Annotated in this window: 36 protein-coding genes; 29 read left to right on the top strand and 7 right to left on the bottom strand. The window is 59.1% G+C overall.

Annotation, left to right across the window (positions count from 1 at the left end):
• Positions 1 to 32 precede the first annotated feature (32 nt).
• From rplC to ACRQ1B_RS08640, 27 genes are all read left to right on the top strand, one after another.
• Complete coding sequence (gene rplC / locus ACRQ1B_RS08770; protein ID WP_432293217.1) at positions 33 to 674, top strand: 50S ribosomal protein L3; 642 nt, start codon at positions 33 to 35, stop codon at positions 672 to 674.
• Between the two features lie 13 nt (positions 675 to 687).
• On the top strand, positions 688 to 1,308 hold the full coding sequence (rplD, locus tag ACRQ1B_RS08765) for a 50S ribosomal protein L4 (protein ID WP_432293216.1): 621 nt from the start codon (positions 688 to 690) through the stop codon (positions 1,306 to 1,308).
• Positions 1,305 to 1,598: a 50S ribosomal protein L23 gene (locus tag ACRQ1B_RS08760; protein ID WP_432293215.1), complete on the top strand. Its 294-nt coding sequence runs from the start codon at positions 1,305 to 1,307 to the stop codon at positions 1,596 to 1,598. Before rplD ends, ACRQ1B_RS08760 begins: the two co-directional genes overlap by 4 nt.
• A 12-nt stretch (positions 1,599 to 1,610) precedes the next feature.
• Positions 1,611 to 2,447: a 50S ribosomal protein L2 gene (rplB, locus tag ACRQ1B_RS08755; RefSeq protein ID WP_153352827.1), complete on the top strand. Its 837-nt coding sequence runs from the start codon at positions 1,611 to 1,613 to the stop codon at positions 2,445 to 2,447.
• A 15-nt stretch (positions 2,448 to 2,462) separates the two neighbouring features.
• The gene (gene rpsS / locus ACRQ1B_RS08750; RefSeq protein WP_007531666.1) at positions 2,463 to 2,741 is read left to right on the top strand and encodes a 30S ribosomal protein S19; all 279 of its coding nucleotides are present in this window, start codon (positions 2,463 to 2,465) and stop codon (positions 2,739 to 2,741) included.
• Between the two features lie 2 nt (positions 2,742 to 2,743).
• On the top strand, positions 2,744 to 3,133 hold the full coding sequence (rplV, locus tag ACRQ1B_RS08745; protein WP_112731764.1) for a 50S ribosomal protein L22: 390 nt from the start codon (positions 2,744 to 2,746) through the stop codon (positions 3,131 to 3,133).
• Positions 3,133 to 3,870 carry a 30S ribosomal protein S3 gene (gene rpsC, locus ACRQ1B_RS08740; protein WP_306838470.1) on the top strand — a complete coding sequence of 246 codons (738 nt, stop codon included), beginning with the start codon at positions 3,133 to 3,135 and terminating at the stop codon, positions 3,868 to 3,870. The genes rplV and rpsC overlap by 1 nt, the downstream gene beginning before the upstream one ends.
• Before the next feature lie 38 nt (positions 3,871 to 3,908).
• A complete protein-coding gene (rplP, locus tag ACRQ1B_RS08735) occupies positions 3,909 to 4,322 on the top strand; it encodes a 50S ribosomal protein L16 (RefSeq protein ID WP_093000489.1) in 414 nt (137 codons plus the stop codon).
• A gap of 12 nt (positions 4,323 to 4,334) precedes the next feature.
• A complete protein-coding gene (rpmC, locus tag ACRQ1B_RS08730) occupies positions 4,335 to 4,535 on the top strand; it encodes a 50S ribosomal protein L29 (protein ID WP_132273298.1) in 201 nt (66 codons plus the stop codon).
• A gap of 11 nt (positions 4,536 to 4,546) precedes the next feature.
• Positions 4,547 to 4,783: a 30S ribosomal protein S17 gene (gene rpsQ / locus ACRQ1B_RS08725; protein ID WP_432293214.1), complete on the top strand. Its 237-nt coding sequence runs from the start codon at positions 4,547 to 4,549 to the stop codon at positions 4,781 to 4,783.
• A 236-nt stretch (positions 4,784 to 5,019) separates the two neighbouring features.
• Positions 5,020 to 5,388 (top strand): 50S ribosomal protein L14, encoded by a 369-nt coding sequence (gene rplN / locus ACRQ1B_RS08720; RefSeq protein ID WP_003495199.1) that lies wholly within the window; start codon positions 5,020 to 5,022, stop codon positions 5,386 to 5,388.
• 12 nt (positions 5,389 to 5,400) lie between these two features.
• Positions 5,401 to 5,709 (top strand): 50S ribosomal protein L24, encoded by a 309-nt coding sequence (gene rplX / locus ACRQ1B_RS08715; RefSeq protein ID WP_112731758.1) that lies wholly within the window; start codon positions 5,401 to 5,403, stop codon positions 5,707 to 5,709.
• Positions 5,702 to 6,259 (top strand): 50S ribosomal protein L5, encoded by a 558-nt coding sequence (rplE, locus tag ACRQ1B_RS08710; protein ID WP_153352824.1) that lies wholly within the window; start codon positions 5,702 to 5,704, stop codon positions 6,257 to 6,259. Before rplX ends, rplE begins: the two co-directional genes overlap by 8 nt.
• 33 nt (positions 6,260 to 6,292) lie before the next feature.
• Complete coding sequence (rpsN, locus tag ACRQ1B_RS08705; protein WP_432293213.1) at positions 6,293 to 6,598, top strand: 30S ribosomal protein S14; 306 nt, start codon at positions 6,293 to 6,295, stop codon at positions 6,596 to 6,598.
• A 12-nt stretch (positions 6,599 to 6,610) separates the two neighbouring features.
• Entirely contained in the window at positions 6,611 to 7,009 is a 399-nt protein-coding gene (rpsH, locus tag ACRQ1B_RS08700; RefSeq protein ID WP_112731752.1) for a 30S ribosomal protein S8, read from the top strand.
• A 42-nt stretch (positions 7,010 to 7,051) separates the two neighbouring features.
• A complete protein-coding gene (gene rplF / locus ACRQ1B_RS08695; protein ID WP_306838459.1) occupies positions 7,052 to 7,585 on the top strand; it encodes a 50S ribosomal protein L6 in 534 nt (177 codons plus the stop codon).
• A gap of 12 nt (positions 7,586 to 7,597) precedes the next feature.
• Positions 7,598 to 7,960 (top strand): 50S ribosomal protein L18, encoded by a 363-nt coding sequence (rplR, locus tag ACRQ1B_RS08690; protein ID WP_112731748.1) that lies wholly within the window; start codon positions 7,598 to 7,600, stop codon positions 7,958 to 7,960.
• Between the two features lie 123 nt (positions 7,961 to 8,083).
• Positions 8,084 to 8,650: a 30S ribosomal protein S5 gene (rpsE, locus tag ACRQ1B_RS08685; protein ID WP_132273304.1), complete on the top strand. Its 567-nt coding sequence runs from the start codon at positions 8,084 to 8,086 to the stop codon at positions 8,648 to 8,650.
• Positions 8,651 to 8,664: 14 nt separating this feature from the next.
• On the top strand, positions 8,665 to 8,874 hold the full coding sequence (gene rpmD / locus ACRQ1B_RS08680; protein ID WP_054158113.1) for a 50S ribosomal protein L30: 210 nt from the start codon (positions 8,665 to 8,667) through the stop codon (positions 8,872 to 8,874).
• 10 nt (positions 8,875 to 8,884) lie between these two features.
• The gene (rplO, locus tag ACRQ1B_RS08675) at positions 8,885 to 9,361 is read left to right on the top strand and encodes a 50S ribosomal protein L15 (protein WP_432293212.1); all 477 of its coding nucleotides are present in this window, start codon (positions 8,885 to 8,887) and stop codon (positions 9,359 to 9,361) included.
• 233 nt (positions 9,362 to 9,594) lie between these two features.
• A complete protein-coding gene (gene secY / locus ACRQ1B_RS08670) occupies positions 9,595 to 10,935 on the top strand; it encodes a preprotein translocase subunit SecY (RefSeq protein WP_432293211.1) in 1,341 nt (446 codons plus the stop codon).
• Entirely contained in the window at positions 10,932 to 11,516 is a 585-nt protein-coding gene (locus ACRQ1B_RS08665) for an adenylate kinase (RefSeq protein ID WP_432293210.1), read from the top strand. The genes secY and ACRQ1B_RS08665 overlap by 4 nt, the downstream gene beginning before the upstream one ends.
• A 235-nt stretch (positions 11,517 to 11,751) precedes the next feature.
• Positions 11,752 to 12,120: a 30S ribosomal protein S13 gene (rpsM, locus tag ACRQ1B_RS08660; RefSeq protein ID WP_132273308.1), complete on the top strand. Its 369-nt coding sequence runs from the start codon at positions 11,752 to 11,754 to the stop codon at positions 12,118 to 12,120.
• Between the two features lie 127 nt (positions 12,121 to 12,247).
• Positions 12,248 to 12,637 carry a 30S ribosomal protein S11 gene (rpsK, locus tag ACRQ1B_RS08655; RefSeq protein WP_112731736.1) on the top strand — a complete coding sequence of 130 codons (390 nt, stop codon included), beginning with the start codon at positions 12,248 to 12,250 and terminating at the stop codon, positions 12,635 to 12,637.
• 177 nt (positions 12,638 to 12,814) lie between these two features.
• A complete protein-coding gene (locus tag ACRQ1B_RS08650; RefSeq protein WP_306838443.1) occupies positions 12,815 to 13,825 on the top strand; it encodes a DNA-directed RNA polymerase subunit alpha in 1,011 nt (336 codons plus the stop codon).
• 140 nt (positions 13,826 to 13,965) lie between these two features.
• The gene (gene rplQ / locus ACRQ1B_RS08645; protein ID WP_432293209.1) at positions 13,966 to 14,391 is read left to right on the top strand and encodes a 50S ribosomal protein L17; all 426 of its coding nucleotides are present in this window, start codon (positions 13,966 to 13,968) and stop codon (positions 14,389 to 14,391) included.
• 72 nt (positions 14,392 to 14,463) lie between these two features.
• A complete protein-coding gene (locus ACRQ1B_RS08640) occupies positions 14,464 to 14,877 on the top strand; it encodes a ribosomal maturation YjgA family protein (protein WP_432293208.1) in 414 nt (137 codons plus the stop codon).
• 127 nt (positions 14,878 to 15,004) lie between these two features.
• Here the strand turns inward: ACRQ1B_RS08640 and msrQ are convergent, their stop codons facing one another.
• Entirely contained in the window at positions 15,005 to 15,652 is a 648-nt protein-coding gene (msrQ, locus tag ACRQ1B_RS08635; protein WP_432293207.1) for a protein-methionine-sulfoxide reductase heme-binding subunit MsrQ, read from the bottom strand.
• Complete coding sequence (gene msrP / locus ACRQ1B_RS08630; RefSeq protein WP_432293206.1) at positions 15,652 to 16,593, bottom strand: protein-methionine-sulfoxide reductase catalytic subunit MsrP; 942 nt, start codon at positions 16,591 to 16,593, stop codon at positions 15,652 to 15,654. The genes msrQ and msrP overlap by 1 nt, the downstream gene beginning before the upstream one ends.
• A 195-nt stretch (positions 16,594 to 16,788) precedes the next feature.
• On the opposite strand from msrP, the gene ACRQ1B_RS08625 reads away from it, so the two are divergent.
• A complete protein-coding gene (locus ACRQ1B_RS08625; protein ID WP_432293205.1) occupies positions 16,789 to 17,223 on the top strand; it encodes a DUF4112 domain-containing protein in 435 nt (144 codons plus the stop codon).
• Here the strand turns inward: ACRQ1B_RS08625 and ACRQ1B_RS08620 are convergent, their stop codons facing one another.
• Both ACRQ1B_RS08620 and ACRQ1B_RS08615 read right to left on the bottom strand, forming a co-directional pair.
• A complete protein-coding gene (locus tag ACRQ1B_RS08620) occupies positions 17,224 to 17,418 on the bottom strand; it encodes a type II toxin-antitoxin system HicA family toxin (RefSeq protein ID WP_432293204.1) in 195 nt (64 codons plus the stop codon).
• A 3-nt stretch (positions 17,419 to 17,421) separates the two neighbouring features.
• Complete coding sequence (locus tag ACRQ1B_RS08615) at positions 17,422 to 17,670, bottom strand: DUF1902 domain-containing protein (protein WP_432293203.1); 249 nt, start codon at positions 17,668 to 17,670, stop codon at positions 17,422 to 17,424.
• Between the two features lie 227 nt (positions 17,671 to 17,897).
• Between ACRQ1B_RS08615 and ilvD the strand changes: the two genes are divergently transcribed.
• Positions 17,898 to 19,733 (top strand): dihydroxy-acid dehydratase, encoded by a 1,836-nt coding sequence (ilvD, locus tag ACRQ1B_RS08610; RefSeq protein ID WP_432293202.1) that lies wholly within the window; start codon positions 17,898 to 17,900, stop codon positions 19,731 to 19,733.
• An 87-nt stretch (positions 19,734 to 19,820) separates the two neighbouring features.
• On the opposite strand, the gene ACRQ1B_RS08605 is transcribed toward ilvD, so the two are convergent.
• Genes ACRQ1B_RS08605 through ACRQ1B_RS08595 form a run of 3 tightly spaced genes read right to left on the bottom strand, consistent with a single transcriptional unit; the run spans position 19,821 to position 20,804 of the window.
• Positions 19,821 to 20,135: a type II toxin-antitoxin system RelE/ParE family toxin gene (locus ACRQ1B_RS08605; protein WP_432293201.1), complete on the bottom strand. Its 315-nt coding sequence runs from the start codon at positions 20,133 to 20,135 to the stop codon at positions 19,821 to 19,823.
• Positions 20,132 to 20,392 carry a CopG family ribbon-helix-helix protein gene (locus tag ACRQ1B_RS08600; protein WP_432293200.1) on the bottom strand — a complete coding sequence of 87 codons (261 nt, stop codon included), beginning with the start codon at positions 20,390 to 20,392 and terminating at the stop codon, positions 20,132 to 20,134. Before ACRQ1B_RS08600 ends, ACRQ1B_RS08605 begins: the two co-directional genes overlap by 4 nt.
• Positions 20,393 to 20,447: 55 nt before the next feature.
• A complete protein-coding gene (locus ACRQ1B_RS08595; protein ID WP_432293199.1) occupies positions 20,448 to 20,804 on the bottom strand; it encodes a lysozyme inhibitor LprI family protein in 357 nt (118 codons plus the stop codon).
• Between the last annotated feature and the right edge of the window lie 14 nt (positions 20,805 to 20,818).

Genomic DNA, 20,818 nt, shown 5'->3' with positions numbered 1-20,818 from the left:
CTGGTCTCGGGTGAGTGAGAAGGATTGAACCGATGCGTTCAGGTGTAATTGCACAGAAAGTTGGGATGACCCGCGTCTATAACGACGCCGGCGAGCATGTCCCGGTGACGGTACTGCGCATGGAAAACTGCCAGGTGGTAGCCCAGCGTACCGATGAAAAGAATGGCTATACGGCTGTCCAGCTTGGTGCTGGTGCTGCCAAGGTCAAGAACACGAGCAAGGCTCTGCGCGGTCATTTTGCCGTTGCCGAAGTCGAGCCGAAGGCGAAGCTTGTTGAGTTTCGCGTATCCAGCGACAACCTCATCGACGTCGGCTCCACGCTGACTGCGAGCCACTTCTCTGCCGGCCAGCTGGTCGACGTGACGGGTACCTCGATCGGTAAGGGTTTTGCCGGTGCTATGAAGCGCCACAACTTCGGTGGTCTTCGCGCGACCCACGGTGTTTCCGTTTCGCACCGTTCGCACGGTTCGACTGGTAACAACCAGGATCCGGGCAAGGTCTGGAAGGGCAAGCGCATGGCTGGTCACATGGGTTCGACCCGCGTAACCACGCAGAATCTGGAAGTTGTATCCACCGACGAAGATCGCGGTCTGATCCTCGTAAAGGGTGCCGTTCCCGGTTCGAAGGGCGCTTGGATCATCGTCCGCGATGCCGTCAAGTCGGCCGCGAAGTAAGGGAGCCAAGCAAATGGAATTCAACGTCAAGACCCTCGAGGGTAAAGACGCCGGCAAGGTTTCCCTGTCCGACGCGATCTTCGGCCTCGACCCGCGCGAGGACATCCTCGCCCGTATGGTTCGTTACCAGCTCGCCAAGAAGCAGCAGGGCACGCATCAGTCGCTGACCCGTGCGGAAGTTTCCCGCACCGGCGCCAAGATGTTCAAGCAGAAGGGTACGGGCCGCGCTCGTCACCATTCGGCTCGCGCTCCGCAGTTCCGCGGTGGTGGTAAGGCTCACGGCCCGGTTTCGCGTAGCCACGCATTCGACCTTCCCAAGAAGGTTCGTGCGCTTGCTCTGCGTCACGCGCTGTCGGCCAAGCTGAAGTCTGAAGATCTGATCGTCATCGATGACCTGGTTGCTGCTGAAGCAAAGACCAAGGGCCTCGTCGGCACGTTCGCTTCGCTCGGCCTGACCAATGCCCTGTTCATCGGCGGTGCCGAACTGGACGGCAACTTCAAGCTCGCTGCCCAGAACATCCCGAACGTGGACGTTCTGCCGGTACAGGGCATCAATGTTTACGACATCCTGCGTCGCGGCAAGCTCGTGCTTTCCAAGGCTGCGGTTGAAGCCCTCGAGGAGCGTTTCAAGTGATCGATATTCGCCACTACGACGTGATCGTCTCTCCGTCGATCACCGAAAAGTCGACGCTGGTATCTGAACAGAACCAGGTCGTCTTCAACGTCGCCAAGACCGCTTCCAAGCCTGAAATCAAGGCTGCCATCGAAGCACTCTTCGGCGTCAAGGTCACTGCCGTCAATACGCTGGTCCGCAAGGGCAAGGTAAAGCGCTTCAAGGGCTTCACCGGCAAGCAGAAGGACGTCAAGAAGGCCATCGTTACGCTCGCCGAAGGCCAGTCCATCGACGTGTCCACGGGCCTCTGAGGGAATTAGATCATGGCATTGAAAAGCTACAATCCGACGACCCCGAGCCAGCGCCAGCTGGTCATCGTCGACCGTTCGGGCCTCTGGAAGGGCAAGCCGGTCAAGTCGCTGACGGAAGGTCTGTCCAAGAGCGGCGGTCGTAACAACAACGGCCGTATTACTGCCCGCTTCATCGGCGGCGGTCACAAGCGTACCTACCGCCTGGTCGACTTCAAGCGTCGCAAGTTCGACGTTGAAGGCACGGTCGAGCGTCTGGAATACGACCCGAACCGCACGGCGTTCATCGCGCTCGTCACCTACACGGACGGCGAACAGGCCTACATCCTCGCTCCGCAGCGTCTTGCTGCTGGCGACAAGGTCATCGCTTCCAACAAGGCTGTCGACGTAAAGCCGGGCAACACCATGCCCCTGCAGTACATCCCGGTTGGCTCGATCGTTCATAACGTCGAGATGAAGCCGGGCAAGGGTGGCCAGATCGCTCGTTCGGCCGGCACCTACGTACAGCTGGTCGGCCGCGACGCCGGCATGGCTATCCTTCGTCTGAACTCTGGTGAGCAGCGTCTCGTCCCGGGTTCGTGCCTCGGTACCGTTGGTGCCGTATCCAACCCGGACCACGGCAACATCAACGACGGCAAGGCCGGTCGTACCGTTTGGCGTGGCAAGCGTCCGCATAACCGCGGCGTCGTCATGAACCCGGTAGACCACCCGCACGGCGGTGGTGAAGGTCGCACCTCCGGTGGCCGTCACCCGGTTTCGCCTTGGGGCAAGCCCACCAAGGGCAAGCGCACGCGCTCGAACAAGTCCACGGACAAGTTCATCATGCGCTCGCGTCACGCTCGTAAGAAGTAAGAGGGAAGTCAGGAAATGGCTCGTTCAGTATGGAAAGGCCCGTTTGTTGACGGCTATCTTCTCAAGAAGGCTGAGAAGGTGCGCGAAGGCGGACGTGCAGAAGTTATCAAGATCTGGAGCCGTCGCTCCACGATCCTCCCGCAGTTCGTTGGTCTGACGTTCGGCGTCTACAACGGCAGCAAGCATGTACCGGTCAGCGTCAATGAAGACATGGTCGGTCACAAGTTCGGTGAGTTCTCCCCGACCCGTACCTATTACGGTCACGGTGCGGACAAGAAGGCGAAGAGGAAGTAACCATGGCGAAGGCTAAGACCGAACGCCGGCTGAAGGACAACGAAGCACAGGCAGTCGCCCGCACGCTTCGCGTCAGCCCGCAGAAGCTCAACCTCGTCGCTGCCATGATCCGTGGCAAGAAGGTTGAACGCGCCCTGGCAGAGCTGGAATTTTCGCGCAAGCGTATTTCCGGCCAGGTGAAGAAGACTCTCGAGTCCGCTATCGCCAACGCCGAAAACAACCACGACCTCGACGTCGACACCCTGATCGTAGCGGAAGCTTACGTCGGCAAGTCGATCACCATGAAGCGTTTCCACGCTCGTGGTCGCGGCCGTGCCTCGCGCATTGAAAAGCCGTTCGCGCATCTGACGATCGTCGTTCGCGAAGTCGAGGAAAAAGGGGAGGCCGCATAATGGGTCAGAAAATCAATCCTATCGGTTTCCGCCTCGGCATTAACCGTACCTGGGACAGCCGTTGGTTCGCCGACAACGCCGAATACGGCCAGCTGCTCCACGAAGACCTGAAGATCCGCGCTTACCTGATGTCCGAGCTGAAGCAGGCCGGCATCGCCAAGGTGGTCATCGAGCGTCCGCACAAGAAGTGCCGCGTTACGATCCACTCGGCTCGCCCGGGTCTGATCATCGGCAAGAAGGGTGCAGACATCGAGAAGCTCCGCAAGGCGATCTCGACGATGACCTCTTCGGAAACGCACCTCAACATCGTTGAAGTTCGTAAGCCGGAAATCGATGCCACGCTGGTCGGTCAGTCGATCGCCCAGCAGCTCGAGCGTCGCGTGGCTTTCCGCCGTGCGATGAAGCGTGCCGTTCAGTCGGCCATGCGTCTCGGCGCCGAAGGCATCAAGATCACCTGCGCCGGCCGTCTCGGTGGTGCTGAAATCGCTCGTACCGAATGGTACCGCGAAGGCCGCGTGCCGCTTCACACCCTGCGTGCTGACATCGACTACGGTACGGCTGAAGCCTCGACCGCATTCGGTATCTGCGGCATCAAGGTTTGGATCTTCAAGGGCGAAATCCTTGAGCACGATCCGATGGCTTCCGAACGTCGTGGCCTTGAAGGCGACGCACAGGGTCCGGCAAGCCGCGAACGTAACGATCGTGGCGACCGTCGCCGCGAACGCGAAAACGCTTGATTATCGCTGGCGAAAGATAAGCTCGGAGAAGTAAGAAAATGTTGCAGCCAAAGCGTACCAAGTATCGCAAGCAGTTCAAGGGCCGCATCAAGGGCGTCGCAAAGGGCGGCTTTGACCTGGCATTCGGCGAATTCGGCCTGAAGGCTCAGGAACCGAACCGCGTGAACGCTCGCGAGATCGAAGCGGCTCGCCGCGCGATCACCCGTTACATGAAGCGCGCGGGCCGTGTATGGATCCGCGTCTTCCCTGACGTCCCGGTTACTGCCAAGCCCACCGAAGTTCGTATGGGTAAGGGTAAGGGTTCTGTTGAATACTGGGCTTGCAAGGTCAAGCCTGGTCGTATCATGTTCGAGATCGACGGCGTTTCGGAAGAAATCGCTCGCGAGGCCCTGCGCCTCGGTTCTGCCAAGCTCTCGGTCACGACGCGCTTTGTTCAGCGCATCGCAGAGTAAGGAGAAGGCAAGATGAAAGCCGAAGAAGTACGCGGCCTGACGGCCGATCAGCTCAAGGATAAGCTCGCCGACCTGAAGAAAGAGCAGTTCAACCTGCGCTTCCAGAAGGCGACGAACCAGCTTGAGAAGAGCTCCCGCATCAACGAAGTCCGCAAGGACATCGCTCGCGTGAAGACCATTGCCCGCCAGAAGGCGGCAGAAGCCAAGGCCTAAGGAAGAATAATATGCCAAAACGCATTCTGCAGGGCGTAGTCGTTTCCGACAAGAACGAGAAGACCGTTGTTGTCCGCGTCGAGCGCCGATTCGCTCATCCGCTGCTTCAGAAGACGGTTCGCCGTTCGAAGAAGTACAAGGCGCATGACGAAGCCAACCAGTACAAGATTGGTGATATCGTTTCCATCGAGGAATGTGCACCGATCTCCAAGGACAAGACCTGGAAAGTGGTTTCTGCCCAGGCTTAAGCCCACAGAATTGCGGCAGGCCCTTGCGTCTGCCGCAGAAATCTGTATGAAGCAGCCCATCGGCTGAGAACGCCCGGTTTACGGGCGTTCTTTTTGCTTTGCAGCGCAGGGAAGGTCCCGTTCAGGGAAACCGCCTTGGCAAGACCCAACCCGCGCGAAAAATGAAAATATGTCCATGGCCGGAATAGGGGGTTTTGCGCCCAACCGTTCCGGTCCTTACGAGAAGGCGACCTGACATGATTCAGATGCAAACAAACCTCGACGTGGCGGATAATTCCGGCGCACGTCGTGTCATGTGCATCAAGGTGCTGGGCGGCTCCAAGCGCAAGTACGCTTCGGTCGGCGACATTATCGTCGTTTCGATCAAGGAAGCCATCCCGCGCGGCCGCGTCAAGAAGGGCGATGTGATGAAGGCGGTGGTCGTTCGTACCGCCAAGGACATCCGTCGCGCAGACGGCAGCGTCATCCGCTTCGATAACAACGCAGCGGTCCTCATCGACAACAAAAAAGAGCCGATCGGCACCCGTATCTTCGGACCGGTTCCGCGCGAACTTCGTGCGAAGAACCACATGAAGATCATCTCGCTGGCTCCCGAAGTACTGTAAGGAGCGAGAACCATGCAGAAGATCAAGAAGGGCGACAACGTCGTCGTACTCACCGGCAAGGACAAGGGCCGTACCGGTGAAGTTCTCCAGGTTCTGCCGAAGGAAGACCGTGCGGTCGTCGGCGGCATCAACATGGTGAAGCGCCACCAGCGTCAGACGCAGACGCAGGAAGCTGGCATCATCAACAAAGAAGCATCGATCCACCTGTCGAACATCGCGATCGTCGCGAAAGACGGCAAGCCGACCCGCGTTGGCTTCTCCGTCGTCGACGGCAAGAAGGTTCGTGTGGCCAAGCGTACGGGAGATGTGATCGATGGCTGAGTCCAAGTACGAGCCGCGGCTCAAGACCGAATACGTTACCCGCATCCGCGCAGCGCTGCAGGAACAGTTCTCGTTCGCCAATGAAATGATGATCCCCAAGCTGGACAAGATCGTCATCAACATGGGCGTTGGTGAAGCAACCGCCGATTCGAAGAAGCCCACCGTGGCTGCTGCGGATCTGGCAGCGATCGCCGGCCAGAAGCCGGTCATCACCAAGGCTCGCAACTCTATCGCCGGCTTCAAGGTCCGCGAACAGATGCCGATCGGCGCGAAGGTTACCCTGCGCGGCGCCCGCATGTACGAGTTCATGGATCGTCTGGTCAACATCGCGCTCCCGCGCGTTCGCGACTTCCGCGGCCTGAACCCGAAGTCCTTCGACGGCCGTGGCAACTTCGCCATGGGCCTGAAGGAACACATTGTGTTCCCGGAGATCAACTACGACAAGGTTGATCAGATGTGGGGCATGGACATCATCGTTTGCACGACGGCTACCAGCGACGACGAAGCACGGGCTCTTCTGAAAGAGTTCAACTTCCCGTTCCGCACGTAACCGTAACGACAAGCGTTTAAAAGGAACTACGATATGGCGAAAACCAGCGCAGTTGAAAAGAACAAGCGCCGCCGCAAGACGGTTGCCGCACACGCTGCCAAGCGTGCTGCTCTCAAGGCAACCATCATGGACCAGGCTCTTCCGATCGAAGAGCGGTTCAAGGCTTCTGTCAAGCTCGCTTCCCTGCCGCGTGACGGCTCGAAGACGCGCATCCGCAACCGTTGCGAAGTCACCGGTCGCCCGCGCGCTTTCTACCGCAAGCTCGGAATGTCGCGTATTGCGCTTCGTGAGCTTGGTAATTCCGGCAAGGTGCCGGGCATTGTTAAGTCGAGCTGGTAAGGAGATCGTTAGATGACCATGACTGATCCCTTGGGCGATATGCTCACCCGCATCCGCAACGGCGCAGCCCGTCGCAAGAACACCGTTTCGACGCCGGCTTCCAAGCTGCGCGCTCGCGTTCTCGATGTTCTTCAGGCTGAAGGCTACATCCGCGGTTACACTGAAACCGACTTCGGTAACGGCAAGGCCGAGATCGAAATCGAACTGAAGTACTACGAAGGCGCATCCGTGATCCGTGAGATCGGCCGCGTTTCGAAGCCGGGCCGCCGAGTTTATGTCTCGGTAAAGTCCATCCCGCAGGTCGCGAACGGCCTCGGCATTACCATCCTTTCGACTCCGAAGGGCGTAATGGCCGATCACCAGGCTCGCGAACAGAACGTAGGCGGCGAGGTTCTTTGCTCGGTCTTCTAAGACTGGGCAAGGATCTCCATAACGGACAGACAGGATAACAAAATGTCTCGTATCGGTAAGAAGCCCGTTCCGGTTCCTGCAGGCGTGACGGCTACCGTCGACGGCCAGAAGATCACCGCGAAGGGCCCTAAGGGCGAACTTTTCTTCGTTGCTAACGACGAAGTTAAGGTCGAGTTCAACGACAACGCTGTTTCGGTGACCCCGGTCAACGATTCGAAGGATGCTCGTTCGAAGTGGGGCATGTCCCGCACGATGATCGAAAACATCTTCACGGGCGTTAAGGACGGTTACGAGCGTAAGCTCGAAATCAACGGCGTCGGTTACCGCGCGGCCATGCAGGGCAAGAACCTGCAGCTGGCACTCGGTTTCTCCCACGATGTCGTCTACGAAGCCCCTGAGGGCATCACCATTGCCGTGCCGAAGCCGACGGAAATCGTCGTCACCGGCATCAACAAGCAGCAGGTCGGTCAGGTTGCCGCGGAAATCCGCGAATACCGTGGTCCCGAGCCCTACAAGGGCAAAGGCGTCAAGTACGCTGGGGAACGGATCGTCCGCAAGGAAGGCAAGAAGAAGTAAGGACGAGCGATCATGGCTACCAGAAAAGAAGCACTCACAAAGCGTGCGAGCCGTGTTCGCCGCCAGATCAAGAAGGTCGCAAACGGCCGTCCGCGTCTGTCGGTTCACCGCTCGTCCAAGAACATCTACGTACAGGTCATCGACGATGTGGCCGGCCGCACGCTTGCAGCCGCCTCCACCCTCGACGCAGGCCTGCGTGGCTCGCTGAAGACCGGCGCCGACGTTGCAGCAGCTGCTGCAGTTGGCAAGCTGGTTGCAGAACGCGCCACCAAGGCTGGCGTCAAGGAAGTCGTGTTCGATCGTGGCGCCTTCATCTACCACGGCCGCATCAAGGCCCTGGCTGAAGCTGCCCGCGAAGGCGGTCTGACGTTCTAAGAATTTTCGCCCGGCCTGCCTGAAAGGGGAGGCCGGGCGAAATGCGGTTTCTCCGCACCACCCAGTTCTTCTGGGTTATCTTTAACCTGCCGTTCCACCCGCAAAAGAAAAAGGAAAAGGACAATGGCACAGGAAAGAAAGGGCCGTGACGATCGTCAGGGCCGTGAAGAACGCGATAGCGAATTCGTCGACAAGCTGGTCGCGATCAACCGCGTCGCCAAGGTCGTCAAGGGCGGCCGTCGCTTCGGTTTTGCTGCTCTCGTCGTCGTCGGCGACCAGAAGGGCCGCGTTGGCTTCGGTCATGGCAAGGCTCGTGAAGTGCCGGAAGCCATCCGCAAGGCAACCGAATCCGCAAAGCGCGATCTGATCTTCGTACCGCTGCGTGACGGCCGTACGCTGCATCATGACGTCAACGGTCGTCATGGCGCCGGCAAGGTTCTCCTGCGCGCCGCCAAGGCTGGTACCGGCATCATCGCCGGCGGCCCGATGCGCGCCGTTTTCGAAACCCTCGGCATGCACGACGTCGTTGCAAAGTCGACCGGTTCGTCGAACCCGTACAACATGATCCGTGCGACGTTCGATGCCCTCAAGCACCAGGTGCATCCGAAGGATGTGGCAGCTCAGCGTGGCCTCAAGTATGCCACTCTGCAGGCTCGTCGCGCCGCTTCCGGCAATGCGTCGGAAGAATAAGAGGAGTCTGACACATGGCTAAGGCTACGAAGAAGACTGAAGCAAAGACGGTTACGATCGAACAGATCGGATCGCCTATTCGCCGTCCGGCCGTCCAGCGCGCAACGCTGGTTGGTCTGGGCCTCAACAAGATGCACCGGGTTCGCACGCTGGAAGACACTCCTTCCGTTCGTGGCATGATCCGGGCCGTCCAGCATCTCGTCCGCGTCGTCGACGAGAAGTGAGGGTTTGATCATGAAACTGAATGAGATCAAGGACAACGAAGGCGCTTCCAAGGACCGTATCCGCGTAGGTCGCGGTATCGGTTCGGGCAAGGGCAAGACCGGTGGTCGTGGCGTCAAGGGTCAGAAGGCCCGTTCCGGCGTTGCCATCAACGGCTTCGAAGGCGGTCAGATGCCAATCTACCGTCGCCTGCCGAAGCGCGGCTTCAACAACATCTTCTCGTCTGACTTCGCAACCGTTTCGGTTGGCCGTATTCAGACCGCGATTGATGCCAAGAAGCTCGACCCGAAGGCAACGATCGATGCCGCTGCCCTCAAGGCTGCCGGCGTTATCCGTCGCCTCAAGGACGGCGTTCGCATCCTGTCGGACGGCGAACTGACTGCAAAGGTTTCGATCGAAGCCGCCGGCGCCTCCAAGGCTGCTGTCGAGAAGATCGAAAAGGCTGGTGGCTCGATCAAGCTGCCGGTCGTCGAAACTGCCGCAGAGTAAAACCTTTGAAATCGCCCGGAGTGAGCTTCACACCGGGCGATTTTATGTCCATATGTGAGCCTCACGATCCCAGGGCAGTCCGGCCGGTCAGCTTACCGGGATCAAACGGAAAAGCGGGTGAGGCAGGCGATGGCTGACAGCTATTCGCGCCCCCGACTTTCTGAAAACAGAATCAAGACTACGGTCCGGTTCGGCTTTTTCGCCGCCGGGGACAGGGTCGGGCGGAGAATTCCATGGCTTCAGCAGCTGAACAACTGGCCTCAAATCTGAATTTTTCAACCTTTGCCAAGGCAGAGGACCTCAAGAAGCGCCTGTGGTTTACGCTGGCCGCTCTTCTTGTGTACCGTCTGGGTACGCATATCCCGCTTCCGGGCCTCAACCCCGAAGCCTACGCCCAGGCCTTCCAGGGTCAGGCCGGCGGTATTCTCGGCCTCTTCAACATGTTTTCGGGCGGCGCTGTCGAGCGCATGGCGATTTTCGCGCTCGGCATCATGCCCTACATCTCCGCATCGATCATCGTGCAGTTGATGACCTCGGTCGTTCCTTCGCTCGAAGCCTTGAAGAAGGAAGGCGAGCAGGGCCGCAAGATCATCAACCAGTACACCCGTTACGGCACGGTTCTTCTCGGCACGCTGCAGGCCTATGGCATTGCCGTCGGCCTCGAAAGCGGGCAGGGGCTTGTGCTCGATCCGGGCTGGTTCTTCCGCATCGCCACCGTCGTGACGCTGCTTGGCGGCACCATGTTCCTGATGTGGCTGGGTGAGCAGATTACCTCGCGCGGTCTCGGCAACGGTATCTCGCTGATCATCTTCGCCGGCATTGCCGCAGGTCTGCCGAGCGCTCTGGCCAACACGCTGGAACTTGGCCGCACGGGTGCCCTGAACACGGGCCTGATTCTCCTGGTCGTTCTCGTTGCCATTGGCGTCATCGCTCTGATCGTTTTCGTCGAGCGCGCGCAGCGCCGCCTTCTGATCCAGTATCCGAAGCGCCAGGTTGGCAACCGCATGTTCCAGGGCGATACCTCGCACCTGCCGCTGAAGCTCAACACTTCGGGCGTTATTCCGGCGATTTTCGCTTCCTCGTTGCTGCTTCTGCCGGCAACGGCCGCTGGTTTTGCCAGCAACAACCAGCTGCCTGAATGGGCAACCATGGTTATCTCGGCGCTCGGTCATGGCCAGCCGGTGTTCATGCTTCTGTATGGCCTGCTGATCGCCTTCTTCGCATTCTTCTATACGGCCATCGTCTTCAATCCCAAGGAGACGGCGGACAACCTGAAGAAACATGGCGGCTTCATTCCGGGCATTCGTCCGGGTGAGCGTACCGCCGAATATATTGACTACGTACTGACCCGCATCACGGTTGTCGGCGCTGTGTATCTCGTCTTCGTCTGCACTCTGCCTGAGCTTCTGATTGCCCGTACCGGCATTCCATTAGCCCTTGGTGGTACTTCGCTTTTGATTGTCGTCAGTGTAACCCTTGATACGGTCGCACAGATCCAGGGACACCTCATTGCGCAGCAGTATGAGGGTCTGATCAAGAAGTCGAAACTGCGCGGAGGAAAGAGGGGACGATGAGACTGATCTTTTTGGGACCGCCCGGGGCGGGCAAGGGCACCCAGGCCAAGCTTCTGACGGAGAGATACGGCATTCCGCAGCTCTCCACCGGTGACATGTTGCGCGCTGCCAAGGCCGCAGGCACTGAAATCGGACTGAAGGCCAAGGCTGTCATGGATGCCGGCCAGCTGGTCTCCGACGACATCGTCAACGCGATCGTCGCCGAGCGTGTGGATGCGGATGACTGCGCCAAGGGTTTTATCCTCGACGGTTACCCGCGCACCGTGCCGCAGGCCGTGGCGCTCGAAAAGATGCTCAAGGACAAGGGTTGTCCGCTGGACGCCGTCATCGAGCTGAAGGTTGATGAGGACGCCCTGATGGGCCGAATCGAAAACCGCGTCGCCGAGACGATCGCCGCAGGCGGTGAGGTTCGTGCCGACGACATGCCTGAAGCTTTCAAGAAGCGTCTGGTCGAATATCGCGAGAAGACCGCGCCGCTTTCGGCACATTACGCTTCGACCGGTCAGCTGAAGACGATCGATGGCATGGCCGACGTGAAAACGGTCACCGCCGAAATCGAAAAGATCCTCTCCGCTCTTTGAGAGCGTAGGGGACTGTTAAAGAATCTTGGCGGAGCCGGTTGCTTTCGGGCAGTGATTCCGCTAAACACCGCGCCAACTCGCGACATTTCTGCGATCGGCGCGGTATTCCCGTGAGGGAAGCCGGGTCCGATCGTTTCGACGTGTTCCGGATCGAATTTGAACTGGTGGCCGCATTCAGGTCGCTATCATGAACAAGCACCACTTGCCGGATGGCAACTGGAAAAGGAGAGCAGACGTGGCACGTATCGCTGGCGTCAACATCCCGACTGCGAAGCGCGTTGTTATCGCGCTGACCTACATTCACGGGATTGGTCCGAAGTTCGCGCAGGAGATCATGGAGAAGACTGGTCTTCCCGCTGACAAGCGCGTCCATCAGCTGACGGATTCTGAAGTCCTTCAGATCCGCGAAACCATCGACCGCGATTATCAGGTCGAAGGTGACCTGCGTCGCGAAACCGCGATGAACATCAAGCGCCTTATGGATCTCGGTTGCTACCGTGGTCTGCGTCACCGTCGTGGCCTTCCGGTCCGCGGTCAGCGCACGCACACCAATGCTCGTACCCGTAAGGGTCCGGCAAAGGCGATTGCTGGTAAGAAGAAGTAATTTCCGGGAATCCGGGAGGGGAGGCTGGCTGTCGCCGGCCTCTTTATAGTTTGGCCTGCGTCCTTGCGATGTAGGCCGGTGGAGCCGCTGGAACTACGGCGGTGAAGAGATCGACGAAAGGAAGATCATGGCCAAGGAAGCCACACGCGTTCGCCGTCGCGAACGTAAAAACATCACGTCGGGCGTTGCCCACGTTAACTCGACCTTCAACAACACGATGATCACCATCACCGACGCACAGGGCAATGCTATTGCCTGGTCGTCTGCCGGTGCAAAGGGCTTCAAGGGTTCGCGTAAGTCGACCCCGTTCGCTGCCCAGATCGCTGCTGAAGACTGTGCCAAGAAGGCTCAGGAACACGGCATGAAGTCGCTGGAAGTCGAAGTTACCGGTCCGGGTTCCGGCCGTGAATCGGCTCTGCGCGCCCTCCAGGCTGCCGGGTTCATGATCACTTCCATTCGCGACGTGACGCCGATCCCGCACAATGGTTGCCGCCCGCGCAAGAAGCGCCGCGTCTGATCGCATTTCGGAGCTGCGTGTGGCGCGGCTCCGTTTAAAGAACTCTGGCATCGCCGCCCGGCCTCACGTTTGAGGTTTGGCGGCTTTGCCTGTATCGCCGACAAGCATCTTGCATCGTCGGTGTTCTCGTGATCGGTTGCCACGATTGGATGGTGGCAGCGTACGGAAGGGAAAACTATGATCCAGAAGAACTGGCAGGAATTGATCAAGCCGAACAAGGTCGATTTCACCTCGTCCGGTCGCACGAAGGTGACGCTCGTCGCCGAGCCGCTTGAGCGCGGTTTCGGTCTGACGCTCGGCAACGCCCTTCGTCGTGTACTCCTGTCGTCTCTGCGCGGTGCTGCTGTTACGGCTGTGCAGATCGACGGCGTCCTGCACGAATTCTCCTCCATCCCCGGCGTTCGGGAAGATGTGACGGATATCGTGCTCAACATCAAAGAAATCGCCATCAAGATGGACGGCGACGATGCCAAGCGCATGGTCGTCCGCAAGCAGGGTCCGGGTGCGGTCACTGCCGGCGACATCCAGACGGTCGGCGATATCGAGATCCTGAACCCTGACCATGTGATCTGCACGCTGGACGACGGCGCCGAGATCCGCATGGAGTTCACGGTCAACAACGGCAAGGGTTACGTCCCGGCCGAGCGCAACCGCGCGGAAGATGCTCCGATCGGCCTCATCCCGGTCGACAGCCTCTACTCGCCGGTCAAGAAAGTATCGTACAAGGTCGAGAACACCCGTGAAGGTCAGGTTCTCGACTACGACAAGCTGACCATGACCATCGAAACCGATGGTTCGGTCACCGGTGAAGATGCCGTTGCATTCGCTGCCCGCATCCTTCAGGACCAGCTGTCGGTCTTCGTCAACTTCGACGAGCCGCAGAAGGAAGCCGAAGAGGAAGCCGTCACCGAGCTGGCATTCAACCCGGCGCTCCTCAAGAAGGTCGACGAACTGGAACTTTCCGTCCGTTCGGCGAACTGCCTGAAGAACGACAACATCGTTTATATCGGCGACCTGATCCAGAAGACCGAAGCAGAAATGCTCCGCACTCCGAACTTTGGTCGCAAGTCGCTCAACGAGATCAAGGAAGTTCTCGCGTCCATGGGCCTCCATCTTGGTATGGAAGTTCCCGCCTGGCCGCCGGAAAACATCGAAGACCTCGCAAAGCGTTACGAAGACCAATACTAAGGCCTCACGCGCCCTTCGGGGCGCGTCAAGCTGGCCTTGGCAACTGAAACCACGCGCATGTATCTTTGTCCCCCGATGCGGGATGAACATGCGCCAAAATCAGACTGCAGGCGAATGCCTGCAAGTGAAGGAGACATATCATGCGTCACGCAAAAGCCGGTCGCAAGCTTAACCGTACCGCCAGCCACCGTAAGGCAATGTTTGCCAACATGGCGGCCTCGCTCATCACCCATGAGCAGATCGTAACCACTCTGCCGAAGGCGAAGGAAATTCGCCCGATCGTCGAAAAGCTCGTCACGCTCGGCAAGCGCGGTGACCTGCACGCTCGTCGTCAGGCCGTTTCGCAGATCCAGGACAACGACGCTGTCAAGAAGCTGTTCGATGCCATCGCTTCGCGCTACGCAACCCGCAACGGCGGTTACCTGCGTATCATGAAGGCTGGCTACCGTCAGGGCGACAACGCACCGATGGCTGTCATCGAGTTCGTTGAACGCGACGTCGACGCCAAGGGCGCAGCCGACAAGGCTCGCGTTGCTGCCGAAGCTGAAGCTGCTGAAGCCGCTTAATCGGTTTTGACAGATCTATCGAAAAGGCCGGGTGGAAACGCCCGGCTTTTTTCGTTTTCGGAAAGGGTGACGATGCGCGACAGAATGGTGTGGAGCCGAAGATGGAAGAGGTTGCTGGCAACCGTCCTCGTCATCTGCGCCGGATTGGCGTTACGCCGTTTTGGGTATGACCTCGGCCTGTCCTTCCTTGTGGTGAAATATGGTGGCTCCGTCCTTTGGGGCGCCATGGTGTTTCTGCTGGTCGCCTTCGTTTCCGGTTCGCGCAGTATCGTGCCTTTGACCCTGATCGCTGTGGCGATCGGCGCGGCTGTCGAATTTTCGCGGTTGTATCACACGCCTGAGCTTGATGCATTTCGGCTCACCACGGCCGGCAAGCTGCTCTTGGGGCGTGTCTTTTCGCTCTGGAATATTGTCAGCTATGCCATCGGCATCGGCTTGGCCGCGCTTGCCGACAGGCGTGCCTTCACGTTTGATCGCGATCAATGACGGAACGCAAGCATTCGTTATGTTTGGCCTCGACCGATTGTTGTTCAGCACGCATTTTCGGGCAATCAGCCAGTTTTGGCGGGAGGGCCAGAGGGTCGGACACATCAGGGTCCGACCCTTATCTGATTCAGCGAGGCGACTGGCTGGCTGCCGTCGGCCTCGAGGTTCGTTTCCAGCGCACGAAAGGTTTGCGCACCGGACGATAGGCGAGCAGCACGGCAATCGCGGCAATGTGCAGAAACGGGCCTACCGTGATCGATTTGACCGCGAGAAAATAATGCAGAGCCCCACCAAGTGCGATCGGGTAGATCAGGTGGTGCATGTCGATCCAAAGTTTGCCGAGTTTGCGGATTGAATAGTTGTTGGATGTCACAGCCAGCGGCACCAGCGCGGCGAGGCAGACCATGCCGATGGTGATATAGGGGCGTTTCAGGATGTCGCCGATCACGGCGTGCACATCCAGGCGCAGATCCAGCAGCATCCATACGGCAAAGTGCATCAGCACGTAATAGAAGGCGAGCAGGCCCAGAGCCCGCCTGTAGCGGATCCAGTTGATGCCGAAAAGATCGCGTAGCGGCGTGATCGCCAGCGTCAGAATGATGAACCGCAGCGCCCACAGGCCCAGAAGGTGCTCGAACTCCTTGACCGGGTTGATGCCGAGCCCGCCCGTGGCGCCCTGATAGAAAGACCAGACGGCGGGACAGAGGCCGAGGACATAAAGCGCCCATATGCTGGGGCCATGCAGCCTGCGGGGCAAGGCGGGGATAAAAGGCATCAGTAATTCGCCTTCAGATCCATGCCTGCATAGAGGCTTGCCACCTCGTCACCGTAACCGTTGAACGGCAGGGTTGGCCGGCGGGCGGTGTTGAAGAAACCGCCTTCGCCGATGCGCTGCTCGGTTGCCTGGCTCCAGCGCGGGTGATCGACCGCCGGATTGACGTTGGAATAGAACCCGTATTCGCGGGCATTGCTATTCTTCCAGGTCGTTTCCGGCTGTTTTTCGGTGAGCGAAATTTTCACGATCGATTTGATGCTCTTGAAACCGTATTTCCACGGTACAACGAGGCGTATCGGCGCACCGTTCTGGTTCGGCAGGGTTTCGCCATAAAGCCCTACGGCAAGGATGGTCAGCGGGTGGCGAGCCTCGTCGAGACGCAGGCCTTCGACATAGGGCCAGGGCAGGGGCTGAAACAGGCCTTTCTGACCCGGCATTTCAGATGGCCGGACGACGGTTTCAAACGACACATATTTGGCGCTGCCTTGCGGTTCGACCTGATCGAGCAGGGCTGCCAGCGGAAAACCGATCCACGGAATGACCATGGACCATCCCTCGACGCAGCGCATGCGATAGGTGCGATCCTCGATCGGCATTTTCATCAGTTCTTCGAGACCGAATTCCTTCGGCTTGCCGACAAGACCATCGACCTTCACTGTCCACGGCGTCGGCTTGAAATCGCCGGCATTGTTGGATGGATCGCTCTTGTCTGTCCCGAACTCGTAAAAATTGTTGTAAGACGTCACCGCTTCCTTCGGCGTCAGTTTTTCGTCCAGCTTGTAGGGGCCGGGCTTGGCCTGCAGCGGCGCAGCGAGGGCACTGCCCGCGCCGGCCATCGCGAGGCCGGCAGCAGCGGTGCCCATGAATGCGCGTCGCGACATGTAGATGCCGCGTGGGGTAATGTCGGATGCGGGGATATGCGGTGGGCGATAGGCGGCCATGATAAACCTCCGGCTGGAGACTGCTTTTCATGCATATACGTAGCGCCGACCGCTTTGGTTTCACAGCACCTGCCGTTTGGCAATGAACCACGTTTGCGTGAAAGGCCGATCCGTCACGCCATGACGAACCGTACCTTGCAGGGAACCACGGCAATCCCCATTCATTATGGTCAAGGCATCAGATCGGAGGCGAACATGCCCGCACATACCTGGAATGCGACTGGGAATGCCGCCGGCCATAATGCCGGGGATGATTTCGCGGACACCGCCGAGCGGCTTCGTCGCCTGCGCCGGCTTTCGGGTATTGCCCGCCTGATGGATACGGCCATCCGCATCCCGGGTACCGGCATCCGCTTTGGTGCGGATTCGGTGCTGGGGCTCGTTCCGGTGATCGGCGATGCCGGCGGCGCACTGATCGGGCTTTACATCGTCAACGAAGCCCGCCGCATGGGCGTGCCTGCCGACAAGCTGGCGCAGATGGTCGGCAATCTAGCGGTGGATTCTCTGGTTGGCAGCGTGCCGGTTTTCGGTGACCTGTTCGATGTCTATTTCAAATCGCATCGGCGCAATGTCGATATGATCCTGCAGCATTTTGGTGTCCATCCTGACGATTTGCGCCGGGAGCGCTGATCAGAAGGCTTTCGGTAATCCGGCTTGTTTGAGGGTGGCATTTGCCGTGTGCCGCGAAGTCATACCGTGATCGACGGTGAAATATCGTCTGGTGATAGGGCTGTAACAGATTTCATGGTCGCCTTTGTCCGGCCGGTGATAGCGGCATCCCGCCCTTTCAAGCAATTCCTTCAATTGCCTGAGGTGTCCGACCATGGTCTACGTCGCGTGGGGATTGGCAATGACTGACGTCTGTTCTGCAAGGATACGAACAGGAATTTCCCGCAGCGTAGAGCTTGGGCCATTCAACTCTATCAGATCCGAAAGCGCCGCCTTCACTTTTGGCTCCAGCGCTTCCAGCGGCGGAGCTTCCACGGCAAGCCCTACAACATCCTCACTTGTCGCGACCCATGCCGACGCCTCTGCATCCCAGGCGGCGTGAACGATGATTGCATCAAGAGATGCCATGGCTTTCTCCCTGATCCCTTCACGAATGATCCCCAAGCATATTCGGGCGCAGGCAATTTTAAGATATGACGCCTCGTTTCACGAACCGTACCGTACCGTACTGTTTTGTCGCCATCTGGCAGTGACACTCTCGCGCGCTTGGAGTAGGACATCTGCCAAAAATAGGCTTTTTGCGTCTCCGCAGAGGAGCGGATAGACTGCGGGCCTAGTCGAGTGAGGATATACCCATGCCAGCCTATCGTTCCAGAACCACCACCCACGGCCGCAATATGGCGGGTGCGCGCGGCCTTTGGCGCGCGACCGGCATGAAGGATTCGGATTTCGGCAAGCCGATCATTGCCGTCGTCAACTCGTTCACGCAGTTCGTGCCGGGCCATGTGCACCTGAAGGATCTTGGCCAGTTGGTTGCCCGCGAAATCGAGGCGGCCGGCGGTGTTGCCAAGGAGTTCAACACGATCGCCGTCGATGACGGTATCGCCATGGGCCATGACGGCATGCTCTATTCGCTGCCGTCGCGCGAAATCATCGCCGACTCGGTCGAATACATGGTCAATGCCCACTGCGCCGATGCCATGGTCTGCATTTCCAACTGCGACAAGATCACCCCCGGCATGCTGAATGCCGCCATGCGCCTGAACATTCCGGCCGTCTTCGTGTCGGGTGGCCCGATGGAAGCCGGCAAGGTCGTGCTGCACGGCAAGACGGTCGCGCTCGATCTCGTCGATGCCATGGTTGCTGCCGCTGACGACAAGATTTCCGACGAGGATGTCGCCACCATCGAACGGTCGGCCTGCCCGACCTGCGGTTCCTGCTCCGGCATGTTTACCGCCAACTCCATGAACTGTCTGACCGAAGCGCTCGGCCTGTCATTACCCGGAAACGGATCCACGCTCGCCACCCACTCGGACCGCAAGCGCCTGTTCGTCGAAGCCGGTCACCTGATTGTCGATCTCGCCCGTCGTTATTACGAACAGGAAGACGAAACGGTCCTGCCGCGCAACATTGCCACCAGGCAGGCATTCGAGAATGCCATGTCGCTGGACATCGCCATGGGTGGCTCGACCAATACGGTTTTGCATATCCTCGCGGCCGCCTATGAGGGCGGTATCGATTTCGGCATGGAAGAGATCGACAAGCTGTCACGCAAGGTTCCGTGCCTCTCCAAGGTGGCGCCGGCGAAGCAGGACGTCCATATGGAAGACGTCCACCGCGCCGGCGGCATCATGCGTATTCTCGGCGAACTGGATCGCGGCGGCCTGATCAACCGCGACTGCTACACGGTTCATGAGGCGACGCTCGGTGATGCCATCGACCGCTGGGATATCACCCGCACCAATTCCGAGACCGTGCGCACCTTCTTCAAGGCGGCTCCAGGTGGCGTGCCGACGCAGGTCGCCTTCTCGCAGTCCTCGCGATGGGATGATCTGGATGACGACGGTGAAAAGGGCGTTATCCGCTCGGTCGAACATCCATTCTCCAAGGACGGCGGGCTGGCGGTTCTTTACGGAAACATCGCGCTCGACGGCTGCATCGTTAAAACAGCGGGCGTCGATGAATCCATCCTGAAATTCACTGGCCCGGCCGTCGTTTTCGAAAGCCAGGATGCCGCCGTGAAGGGCATTTTGGGCAACGAAGTGAAGGCCGGCGATGTCGTCGTCATCCGTTACGAAGGTCCGAAGGGCGGTCCGGGCATGCAGGAAATGCTCTATCCGACCAGCTACCTGAAGTCGAAGGGCCTTGGAAAAGCCTGCGCTCTCATCACCGATGGCCGTTTCTCCGGCGGCACGTCCGGCCTGTCGATCGGTCACGCCTCGCCGGAAGCGGCACAGGGCGGCGCCATCGGCCTCGTGCAGCCGGGTGACATGATCGAGATCGACATTCCGAACCGCACGATCAACCTGAAGGTTTCGGATGCCGATCTGGCGGCCCGCCGCCATGAGCAGGACACGCTCGGCTGGAAGCCGGCGGCACCGCGCAAGCGCAATGTCACGACGGCGCTGAAGGCCTATGCGGCCTTTGCCTCATCGGCAGACAAGGGTGCTGTGCGGATTCTGCCGGAATAAGATTTTGCCGATACGGCACTGAGATATCAAAGCCCCGTCCGGTGTCACTGGCGGGGCTTTGTTTTGTCATCCTGCATAAGGCGGCGGTCACGCAGAGGGCGGCCATTTTGCTCGGCGCCAGTCACGTGCGGTGTGGATTAGGCGCAGGATGGTAGTAACCGTATGGGTTGCGTTTGTGGAGACCGAATAGGCCATAATATAGGGAAGGCCGGGAACAGGTTTTTCCAGCGTGCCGTCCACCCGACCGGGGCGTCCCGTCGATCGCAGCGAAAGGTTTCTGGCGCAGTCATCGATCCGTTCTGCGACCTTTGCGACCGCTTGTGGATTGCGTTCGGCAATGTAGGCGATTTGTTTCTTGAAGTCCTCCAAGGCGTTTCGCGACCATTGGAGGCTGGCGTTCATGCGCGTTTCGCCTGCGCTGCACTGATCAGGTCGGTGATCTCTGCCATCGCCGCGTCATGAGGCACGACCCTTCCTGCTTTCAGGTCGGATAATCCTGCTTCGATCTCATGTATCATTTCCAATTCATGCTCGACATAAGCAGCGATGGCATCACCCGCCAGGCGGCTGGAGCTTGCATCGGAAGTCCCTGCCAGACGATCAAGGCCGGTCTTGGTGTCCTCGCTGATCTCGATTGTCAGTTTTGTCAGGGCTGCCATTGTGGCCTCCTAAGTTCAGATGCGCCAACTTATCATTCCTGAGGCTGCCACACTATCACAGCGGCCGGTCGATTTTCTCGAACGTTTCGCTCAACTGTTTCAGACGCTCCACATACGCCGTGCGGACGCACTCAACATCGCCACCGCAGGCCTGGCGGCGTTTCAGCCATGTGGCCTGATCGTCCTGCATCTCGCCGCGTGTGCCCATGGCCAGCAGGCCGGTGAGGATCTCGAAAGTCGTGACCATCTTCACGTCGGCATCGTTGAGATCGCGGTTTTCACAAATGACCTTTTCGTCCGCAGCCAGGGTCTTGCCATTGCAGTCGAAACTGGCGGCAGAGGCGGGCAGGGCGGGCAAGGTCAGTCCAAGCAGCAATGCAGTCATGGCGGTGGAGGCGATCGTCTTTTTCATTGCAGCTTTCCTTG

This window comes from Endobacterium panacihumi (genome assembly GCF_050847465.1).
In the GTDB taxonomy this organism is placed as follows: Bacteria; Pseudomonadota; Alphaproteobacteria; order Rhizobiales; family Rhizobiaceae; genus Neorhizobium; species Neorhizobium panacihumi.
This window is presented reverse-complemented; position numbering and strand designations above follow the sequence as displayed.

Excerpts from the sequence above, each read along its gene's own strand:
- ACRQ1B_RS08595 (WP_432293199.1), bottom strand. The coding sequence starts at position 20,804 with ATGAAAAAGACGATCGCCTCCACCGCCATGACTGCATTGCTGCTTGGA.
- rpsS (WP_007531666.1), top strand. The coding sequence starts at position 2,463 with ATGGCTCGTTCAGTATGGAAAGGCCCGTTTGTTGACGGCTATCTTCTC.
- rpmD (WP_054158113.1), top strand. The coding sequence starts at position 8,665 with ATGGCTAAGGCTACGAAGAAGACTGAAGCAAAGACGGTTACGATCGAA.
- rpsE (WP_132273304.1), top strand. The coding sequence starts at position 8,084 with ATGGCACAGGAAAGAAAGGGCCGTGACGATCGTCAGGGCCGTGAAGAA.
- ACRQ1B_RS08665 (WP_432293210.1), top strand. The coding sequence starts at position 10,932 with ATGAGACTGATCTTTTTGGGACCGCCCGGGGCGGGCAAGGGCACCCAG.
- ACRQ1B_RS08620 (WP_432293204.1), bottom strand. The coding sequence starts at position 17,418 with ATGGTCGGACACCTCAGGCAATTGAAGGAATTGCTTGAAAGGGCGGGA.
- rplB (WP_153352827.1), top strand. The coding sequence starts at position 1,611 with ATGGCATTGAAAAGCTACAATCCGACGACCCCGAGCCAGCGCCAGCTG.
- rplV (WP_112731764.1), top strand. The coding sequence starts at position 2,744 with ATGGCGAAGGCTAAGACCGAACGCCGGCTGAAGGACAACGAAGCACAG.
- ACRQ1B_RS08625 (WP_432293205.1), top strand. The coding sequence starts at position 16,789 with ATGCCCGCACATACCTGGAATGCGACTGGGAATGCCGCCGGCCATAAT.
- rplX (WP_112731758.1), top strand. The coding sequence starts at position 5,401 with ATGCAGAAGATCAAGAAGGGCGACAACGTCGTCGTACTCACCGGCAAG.
- ACRQ1B_RS08600 (WP_432293200.1), bottom strand. The coding sequence starts at position 20,392 with ATGGCAGCCCTGACAAAACTGACAATCGAGATCAGCGAGGACACCAAG.
- secY (WP_432293211.1), top strand. The coding sequence starts at position 9,595 with ATGGCTTCAGCAGCTGAACAACTGGCCTCAAATCTGAATTTTTCAACC.
- rplE (WP_153352824.1), top strand. The coding sequence starts at position 5,702 with ATGGCTGAGTCCAAGTACGAGCCGCGGCTCAAGACCGAATACGTTACC.
- rpsH (WP_112731752.1), top strand. The coding sequence starts at position 6,611 with ATGACCATGACTGATCCCTTGGGCGATATGCTCACCCGCATCCGCAAC.
- rplF (WP_306838459.1), top strand. The coding sequence starts at position 7,052 with ATGTCTCGTATCGGTAAGAAGCCCGTTCCGGTTCCTGCAGGCGTGACG.
- msrP (WP_432293206.1), bottom strand. The coding sequence starts at position 16,593 with ATGGCCGCCTATCGCCCACCGCATATCCCCGCATCCGACATTACCCCA.
- ACRQ1B_RS08615 (WP_432293203.1), bottom strand. The coding sequence starts at position 17,670 with ATGGCATCTCTTGATGCAATCATCGTTCACGCCGCCTGGGATGCAGAG.
- rplD (WP_432293216.1), top strand. The coding sequence starts at position 688 with ATGGAATTCAACGTCAAGACCCTCGAGGGTAAAGACGCCGGCAAGGTT.
- rplN (WP_003495199.1), top strand. The coding sequence starts at position 5,020 with ATGATTCAGATGCAAACAAACCTCGACGTGGCGGATAATTCCGGCGCA.
- rpsQ (WP_432293214.1), top strand. The coding sequence starts at position 4,547 with ATGCCAAAACGCATTCTGCAGGGCGTAGTCGTTTCCGACAAGAACGAG.
- ACRQ1B_RS08640 (WP_432293208.1), top strand. The coding sequence starts at position 14,464 with ATGCGCGACAGAATGGTGTGGAGCCGAAGATGGAAGAGGTTGCTGGCA.
- rpmC (WP_132273298.1), top strand. The coding sequence starts at position 4,335 with ATGAAAGCCGAAGAAGTACGCGGCCTGACGGCCGATCAGCTCAAGGAT.
- rpsC (WP_306838470.1), top strand. The coding sequence starts at position 3,133 with ATGGGTCAGAAAATCAATCCTATCGGTTTCCGCCTCGGCATTAACCGT.
- msrQ (WP_432293207.1), bottom strand. The coding sequence starts at position 15,652 with ATGCCTTTTATCCCCGCCTTGCCCCGCAGGCTGCATGGCCCCAGCATA.
- rpsK (WP_112731736.1), top strand. The coding sequence starts at position 12,248 with ATGGCCAAGGAAGCCACACGCGTTCGCCGTCGCGAACGTAAAAACATC.
- ACRQ1B_RS08650 (WP_306838443.1), top strand. The coding sequence starts at position 12,815 with ATGATCCAGAAGAACTGGCAGGAATTGATCAAGCCGAACAAGGTCGAT.
- rpsN (WP_432293213.1), top strand. The coding sequence starts at position 6,293 with ATGGCGAAAACCAGCGCAGTTGAAAAGAACAAGCGCCGCCGCAAGACG.
- rplC (WP_432293217.1), top strand. The coding sequence starts at position 33 with ATGCGTTCAGGTGTAATTGCACAGAAAGTTGGGATGACCCGCGTCTAT.
- rplR (WP_112731748.1), top strand. The coding sequence starts at position 7,598 with ATGGCTACCAGAAAAGAAGCACTCACAAAGCGTGCGAGCCGTGTTCGC.
- ilvD (WP_432293202.1), top strand. The coding sequence starts at position 17,898 with ATGCCAGCCTATCGTTCCAGAACCACCACCCACGGCCGCAATATGGCG.
- rplQ (WP_432293209.1), top strand. The coding sequence starts at position 13,966 with ATGCGTCACGCAAAAGCCGGTCGCAAGCTTAACCGTACCGCCAGCCAC.
- rplO (WP_432293212.1), top strand. The coding sequence starts at position 8,885 with ATGAAACTGAATGAGATCAAGGACAACGAAGGCGCTTCCAAGGACCGT.
- ACRQ1B_RS08605 (WP_432293201.1), bottom strand. The coding sequence starts at position 20,135 with ATGAACGCCAGCCTCCAATGGTCGCGAAACGCCTTGGAGGACTTCAAG.
- rplP (WP_093000489.1), top strand. The coding sequence starts at position 3,909 with ATGTTGCAGCCAAAGCGTACCAAGTATCGCAAGCAGTTCAAGGGCCGC.